The organism is Parolsenella sp. (assembly GCF_982402205.1).
This window is the reverse complement of sequence record NZ_CEVYAT010000085.1, coordinates 1-6,893: the sequence shown is the minus strand read 5'-3', so window position 1 is coordinate 6,893 and position 6,893 is coordinate 1. Positions and strand designations below refer to the sequence as shown.

The window sequence follows — 6,893 nt, the reverse complement described above, 5'->3', positions numbered from 1 at the left end:
AGATGTGAGACGGCAGGCGCTCGAGGTCTACGTCGGCAAGCGACACGTCCTCGGGGGCGTCAGCAAAGTAGGTTGTCAGCTCCTGCTCGTCACGCTGCACGGGCACACGACCTTTCTAGATCTCCATGACCTCGGCCTCTTTGGCCTTGGTTGCCTCGTCAATCTTCTTCACGAACTCGTCGGTGAGCTTCTGGACCTTGGCCTGCTCGCGACGGACGTCGTCCTCGGAGAGCTCCTCGTCGCGCTCGAGCTTAGCGTTGGCCTCGCGGCGGACGTTGCGGATGGCCACGCGGGCCTCCTCGGCGAGCGTGCGGCACTCCTTCGCGAGCTCCTTGCGGCGCTCGCCGGTGGGCTTGGGGAACGGCAGGCGAATGACCTGACCGTCGTTGGAGGGCGTGATGCCAAGGTCGGACTGAGAGATGGCCTTCTCGATGGCGTTCAGGCTCGTCTTGTCCCACGGCTCGACGACGAGCATGCTGGCCTCGGGAACCTTGACACCGGCGAGCTGCGTGATGGGCGTGGACTGGCCATAGTAGTCGACCATAATCGAGTCGAGCACGTGCGGGTTGGCGCGGCCGGTGCGGACCTTGCCGAAGTTGGTCTTGAGCGCCTCGAGGCACTTGTCCATGCGCGAACGGGCGGTATCAGTAATCTCACTCATTAGTGGGTCTCCTCCCCAACGACGGTGGTGCCAACCGGCATTCCCTTGAGCGCGTCTGCGAAGACGTGCGGCTGGTCGATGTTGAACACGATCATGGACATGTTGTTGTCGGAGCACAGCGCGGTGGCCGTGGCATCCATGACCTTGAGGTCGCGCGTGAGGACCTCGCGGTAGGTGATGGTGTCGAAGCGCTTGGCGTCCGGGTTCTTCATGGGGTCTGCGTCGTAGATGCCGTCGACCTTGGTGGCCTTCATGAGGCAGTCGGCGTCGATCTCGCAGGCGCGCAGGGCCGCGGCGGTGTCGGTCGTGAAGTAGGGATTGCCCGAGCCGGCGGCGAAGATCGCGACATAGCCCTTCTCAAGGTGCTTGATGGCTCGACGACGGATGTAGGGCTCGCAGACCTCGTCCATCTTGATGGCGCTCATGACGCGGGCGGTCATGCCGTTGCGCTCGAAGCCGTCCTGGAGGGCCAGGGCGTTCATGACCGTGGCGAGCATGCCCATGTAGTCTGCCTGGGCACGGTCCATGCCACCTGCGGCACCGGCGACGCCACGGAAGATGTTGCCGCCACCGACGACCACGCCAACCTCGATGCCGTCGTCGTGGATGACCTTAATCTCCTTGGCCAGGTGGTCGACGACCTTGGGATCGATGCCATAGCCGCCCTCACCCATGAGGGCCTCACCGGAGAGCTTGAGCAGGACGCGCTTGTACTTGTAGTCCGACAAGGGGACTTCCCTTCACTCGTTGCCGTATCAGAAGAATTCTAGCAAAAGGCATGGCAGGGCTCGCGAATTGGACTGGATGCGCATAAGAAAAGGCCCGACACCATAGGGTGCCGGGCCTCATGCGACCAGTTTGCGCCGATGCCTTGGGCTACTCGCCGAAGGTGAAGCGGTCGAAGGCGACGATCTCGATGTTGTCGCCGAGCTCCTTGCCGACCTTCTCGGCGTACTGGCGGATGGTGATGTTGCCATCCTTGATGAAGGCCTGCTCGGAGAGGACGGACTCGCCGAAGAACTTGTTGAGGCGACCCTCGGCGATCTTGGTCTGAATGGCCTCGGGCTTGCCGGACTCGGCAGCCTGAGCCTTGTAGATGCTCATCTCGTGCTCGACGATCTCGGCGGGAACGTCCTCGCGACGAGCGGAGATGGCGCCGGCGGCGGCAGCCTGCATGGCGACGTCGTGGGCGAAGGTCTTGAAGGACTCGGCCTCAGCGGTCTCGGGCTTGGCGAAGGAGAACTCGACGATGGTGCCGAGCTTGCCGTTGGCGTGGACGTAGGAGCCGAAGGCGCCGTTCTCGACCTCGCGACGGGCGAAACGGGCGATCTTCATGTTCTCGCCCATGGTGTGAATCATCTCGGTGAGGGCAGCGTCAACCGTCTCGTTCTCGGAGAACTCGGCGGCCTTGAGGGCGTCGACGTCGGCCGGATTGGCCTTGGCGACGACGGCGGCGACGTTCTTGGCAAAGCCGGTGAACTTGGGGTTGCCACCGACGAAGTCGGTCTCGCAGGTGACCTCGACGAGGGCGGCAGCCTTACCGCAGTCGCAGACGTAGGCGGCGACGGTGCCCTCGTTGGTCTCGCGGCCGGCCTTCTTGACGGCCTTGGCCATGCCCATCTTACGAAGGACGTCGACGGCCTTCTCGATGTCGCCATCGGCCTCGACGAGCGCCTTCTTGCACTCCATCATCGGGGAGTCGGTCATCTCGCGGAGCTGCTTGACGAGCGCGGCGGTGATCTGAGCCATGAGTGCCTCTCTCTCGTGTCTGTGCGCGCGTGCGCACGCAATACCTTTACATGCGGGCGCCGCCCATGTTTGGACGGCGCCCCTCAGTCATGAATTTGCTGCGAGGGCCCGTGGGTCTACTCGGCAGCGGGAGCCTCGACGGCCGGGGTGGTCTCGCCGGCGGCCATCTCCTCAGCGGTGATCTGCTCCTTGCCGGTGCCAGCCAGGACGGCGTCGGCGACGAGCTCGGTCATGAGGGCGACGGAGCGGATGGCATCGTCGTTCGCGGGGATGCCGTAGTCGACGACGTCGGGATCGGAGTTGGTGTCGAGCAGGGCGACGACCGGGATGTGCAGGCGGTTGGCCTCGCGGATGGCGAGCTCCTCACGCTTGGAGTCGATGACAAACAGGGCAGCCGGGAGCTGGCGCATGTCGCGGACGCCACCGAGGTTGCGCTGGAGCTTCTCGAGCTCCTTGGTGAGCACGGACTGCTCCTTCTTGCCGCGAGCGGCCATGGAGCCGTCCTCGACCATGGTCTCGAGCTCCTCCATGCGGTTGATGCGGGAGCGCATGGTCACGAAGTTGGTGAGCACGCCGCCGAGCCAACGCTGGTTGATGAAGGGCATGCCGCAGCGGGCAGCCTGCGTGGCGACGGGCTCCTGGGCCTGCTTCTTGGTTCCGACGAACAGAATCTGGCCGCCCTTGGCCGCGGTCTCCTTGAGGAAGGTGTAGGCGCGGTCGGCGTCGAGGATCGTCTGCTTGAGGTCGAGGATGTAGATGCCGTTGCGCTCGCCGAAGATGTACGGCTTCATCTTGGGGTTCCAGCGACGGGTCTGGTGGCCGTAGTGGCAACCGGCCTCGAGCAGGGTGTTGAGGTTAATCTTCACTGCCATGGTGCTACCTTTCTTTGGTTGGCCCTCCGCGCCGGTCATCCCCCTTGGCCACCCGATTAGCGGGCACCGTGGCCGCAGGGTCGCGACGCGTGTGATGTGGTGCTGGCGTATGCACAGCGAATTGATAGTCTAACAGCGGCCTCTCGCCCGCGCAAGTGGTTACCCTCACGGGCGACAGAGGCATCCACGACCCGCACATAAGCGGGGATATGAGCCCCATGCGACCACGCTACTCCCCCGACCGGGGGTGTGCCTGGAGCGCGGCAGCCTTGAGTCGCTCGATGGAGACGTGCGTGTAGATCTGCGTGGTCGAGAGGCTCTCGTGGCCCAGAAGCTCCTGGACGCTGCGCAGGTCTGCCCCGCCGTTGAGCAGCTGGGTGGCGAAGGTGTGGCGCATGGCGTGAGGCGTAATCGAGGGGTCGAGCCCCGCCTTGCCGACGAGCGCCTCGAACGCGAGGCGAAGCGACGCCGCGCTCATTCGTCGCCCCCGCACCGAGAGGAAGAGGGCGTTCTGGGCCGCGCGGGACGCGGCCGCCAGTTCGGGACGTGCCTCGCGGATGTAGCGCCCACATGCCTCGCAGGCCTTGGGGTAGAGCGGTACGAGCCGCTCCTTGCTGCCCTTGCCGAAGAGGCGCACCTGCCGCCCGCGCAGGTCGACGTCAGCCACGTTGAGACCCGAGACCTCGGATATGCGCGCGCCCGAGGCGTAGAGCAGCTCGACCATGGCCCTGTCGCGGATGCCGCAGGTGTCTTCCTCGCAGGCATCGAGGAGCCGAGCGACCTCGTCGGGCAAGAGCGTCTTGGGCAGGCGGCGCGACAACTTGGGGCTCGCCACCGCCTCGACGTTGTCCTGCGTGGTGACGCCGCGGCTCACGAGCCACTTGTAGAGCGAGCGCACGGCGGAAAGGTGGCGGTTCTGCGTGGTGGTCGCGTAGCCTGCGTCCTGCAGCTCGGCGAGCCAGGAGCGAACCTCGGGGTGGGTGATGCGCAGGGGGTCGATGCCCTCGCGGCGGCACCAGTCGACGTAGGCCTGCAGGTCCGTCTCGTAAGCGCGGGTCGTGTTGGGTGAGAGGTTGCGCACGTCCCTGAGATAGGTGCAGAAGGCGGCCATCTGCACCTCGAACTCGTCCTGGGCGCGCTCGACGAGCTCGCTAGGCGAACAGGTCATGGCGCGTCGCGAGGTAGGCGTCGAGGTCAGCGAGGGCGCGCTGGGAGTAGCGCGCGTAGCGGTCGCGCTTCTTGAGACGCGGCCCCTCAAGCGGAGGCACAATGCCAAAGTTCACGTGCATGGGCTGGTAGGGGCTCGTGGCGGGATTGGTCGCGTAGGCCACGAGCGATCCCAGGGCGCCCGTTCGCGGAAGCTCGACCTGGGGCAGGCCGCGCAGGTCGGCGTAGCTGTTGAGCGCGGCAAGCAGGCCCGAGGCGATGGCCTCGGTGTACCCCTCGGTGCCACAGATCTGGCCCGCGAGGCGAACTGTTGTGCCCGGAACGGCGAAGGTGTGGTCGAGCACGCGCGGGGCGTCAACGAACGAGTTGCGGTGCATGACGCCATAGCGGAAGAACTCGGCGTTTTCGAGGCCGGGGATCATGCGGAAGACGCGGCGCTGCTCTGGCCAGGTGAGGTTCGTCTGGAAGCCCACAAGGTTATAGGACGTGAGCTCGGCGTTCTCGGGACGCAGCTGCACGACCGCCCAGGGGCGCCTGCCCGTGCGGGGGTCGGTGAGGCCCACGGGCTTCATGGCGCCGTAGCGGGCGGAGTCGATGCCCGTGCGCGCTACCTCCTCGACCGGCTGGCAGGCGCAGAACAGGTCGCTTTGCTCAAAGTCCTTGGCAACCACCCTCTCGGCCCCGAGCAGGGCCTCCATGAAAACCTCGTACTCCTGCTTGTCCATGGGGCAGTTGAGGTAGTCGCCCACGCCGTTCTCCTCATAGCGCGACTGCGAGAAGACGATGCTACGGTCGATGGTCTCGGCGTCAACGATGGGGGCCGCCGCGTCGAAGAACGACAGCGACTCGGCGCCCACAAGGTCGCCCACGCTCTTTGCGAGGGCGTCCGAGCACAGGGGCCCCGCGGCGATGACGCAGCGGCCTTCGGGGACCTGCGTAGCCTCGCGCCTCACGACCTCAATGAGCGGGCTGGCCTCGATGCGCTCCCCCACCAGCTGCGAGAACCTCGTTCGGTCCACCGCGAGGGCGCCGCCGGCGGGCACCGCGGCCTGCCTCGCGCAGGCGAGGAGCTCGCTTCCCATGCGCTCGAGCTCGGCCTTGAGCAGGCCGGCCGCGGAGTCGGGACGCATCGACTTGAGGGAGTTGGAGCAGACGAGCTCGGCGAAGCAGTCGGTGTGGTGGGCAGGCGAGCTCTTGGTGGGGCGCTGTTCGACGAGCCTCACGGGAACGCCGCGCCTCGCGAGCTGAAGCGCGCACTCGCTTCCCGCGAGTCCCGCGCCAACGACCGTAACCGTATCGAGCTGTGCCATGTCTCCCCTATCTGCATGTCTGTTATCTTCGCGCCTGTTTTCCTAGCGTTTCATTTTGCCCCAGCAGGGCCTGCTGGGTGGGTGCGAATCGCGCATCTGGCAGACGGCACACAAGTCCCAGCGCCTCCTGCTCGGCAAGCAGCACCAGCGCCTGAGGCAACTCAACCCCAAGGAAGCGCGCTATCTCGTCGACCGTCATGGGGCTCGCGACGAGCGCGTCGAGCAGTTCGCCGCGCGACTCGCTGCGAACGTCGCTCGAGAGGCGGAGCCTCCCGTAGTCGAGCGCGATGAGGCTCTCGAGCGCCGCCTCGTCGGTGACGATGGAGGCGCCGTTCTCTATGAGCCAGTTGGTGCCCTGCGAGTTTGCCGAGAAGATCGAGCCCGGCACCGCATACACGCGCCGCCCCAGCTCCGCCGCCGTCGTGGCCGTGCTGAAGGTGCCCGAGGGGCGCCCCGCCTCGCATACGATGAGTGAGGCCGAAAGGGCGGCGATGACGCGGTTTCTCCGCACGAAGGTGTAGCGGGCGGGGCGCGTGCCCCAGCGCTCTATCGACAGGACGCACCCTCCCTCGCGCACGGCGCGACAGTAGAGCTCCTCGCTCGAGGCGGGGGACACGACGTCTGCTCCGCAACCCGGTATGACGACCGTCTTTCCGCCCGCATCGAGCGCGGCGGTGCCGGCGGTTTGGTCGCAGCCAACGGCGCCGCCCGACACGACGACCACCCCGCACTCGGCGGCCACCCTGCCCGCCATGCGCGCGCAGGTGATCCCATAGGGGTTTGCCCTGCGCGCGCCAATGACGGAGACGCAGTCCTCGAGCAGCACCGTAGGGTCCCCGTAGCCGCGCAGCACCGGCGTCTCCCCTTCGAGGTCGAGAAGGGCTGGCGGGTAGCCGGGGTCGCCTCGGCAAAGCTCCCACCGCTCGAGCCCGGCCACCGTGCATGCATAGCTTCCGGCACCGTGCGCGACGCCAGCCCTCTCATGCTCCCCCACTGCTCTCATCTCCCAACGCATAGCGGCTTCTGAATGCACACGCCTCGGCGACGTCGTCCGTATCGACGCGCTCTCGCTCGGCGAGGTCCGCGATGGTGCGCGCGACGCGGGCTGTGCGTGCGATGGCCCTGCCACCCAGG

General features: G+C 66.5%; 8 protein-coding genes. All 8 read right to left on the bottom strand.

Annotated features, from left to right (window positions below):
- Window positions 1–115: 115 nt before the first annotated feature.
- The 8 genes from frr to AC1VTH_RS05555 all read right to left on the bottom strand — a co-directional run bounded on the left by frr (window position 116) and on the right by AC1VTH_RS05555 (window position 6,877).
- A complete protein-coding gene (gene frr / locus AC1VTH_RS05590) occupies window positions 116–661 on the bottom strand; it encodes a ribosome recycling factor (protein WP_293672953.1) in 546 nt (181 codons plus the stop codon).
- Window positions 661–1,389, bottom strand: coding sequence for a UMP kinase (gene pyrH / locus AC1VTH_RS05585; RefSeq protein ID WP_293672954.1), 729 nt, complete (start codon window positions 1,387–1,389; stop codon window positions 661–663). Before pyrH ends, frr begins: the two co-directional genes overlap by 1 nt.
- A 148-nt stretch (window positions 1,390–1,537) precedes the next feature.
- Window positions 1,538–2,410, bottom strand: coding sequence for a translation elongation factor Ts (gene tsf, locus AC1VTH_RS05580; protein ID WP_293826045.1), 873 nt, complete (start codon window positions 2,408–2,410; stop codon window positions 1,538–1,540).
- Window positions 2,411–2,526: 116 nt separating this feature from the next.
- Window positions 2,527–3,282, bottom strand: coding sequence for a 30S ribosomal protein S2 (gene rpsB, locus AC1VTH_RS05575; RefSeq protein ID WP_293672956.1), 756 nt, complete (start codon window positions 3,280–3,282; stop codon window positions 2,527–2,529).
- A gap of 229 nt (window positions 3,283–3,511) precedes the next feature.
- Window positions 3,512–4,450, bottom strand: a complete 939-nt coding sequence (locus tag AC1VTH_RS05570) for a tyrosine recombinase XerC (RefSeq protein WP_481335157.1) — start codon at window positions 4,448–4,450, stop codon at window positions 3,512–3,514.
- On the bottom strand, window positions 4,434–5,759 hold the full coding sequence (gene trmFO / locus AC1VTH_RS05565; protein ID WP_481335156.1) for a methylenetetrahydrofolate--tRNA-(uracil(54)-C(5))-methyltransferase (FADH(2)-oxidizing) TrmFO: 1,326 nt from the start codon (window positions 5,757–5,759) through the stop codon (window positions 4,434–4,436). Before trmFO ends, AC1VTH_RS05570 begins: the two co-directional genes overlap by 17 nt.
- A gap of 22 nt (window positions 5,760–5,781) precedes the next feature.
- Window positions 5,782–6,753, bottom strand: a complete 972-nt coding sequence (locus tag AC1VTH_RS05560) for a DNA-processing protein DprA (RefSeq protein ID WP_481335154.1) — start codon at window positions 6,751–6,753, stop codon at window positions 5,782–5,784.
- Window positions 6,740–6,877 carry a magnesium chelatase subunit ChlI family protein gene (locus AC1VTH_RS05555; protein ID WP_481335159.1) on the bottom strand — a complete coding sequence of 46 codons (138 nt, stop codon included), beginning with the start codon at window positions 6,875–6,877 and terminating at the stop codon, window positions 6,740–6,742. Before AC1VTH_RS05555 ends, AC1VTH_RS05560 begins: the two co-directional genes overlap by 14 nt.
- Window positions 6,878–6,893: the final 16 nt, after the last annotated feature.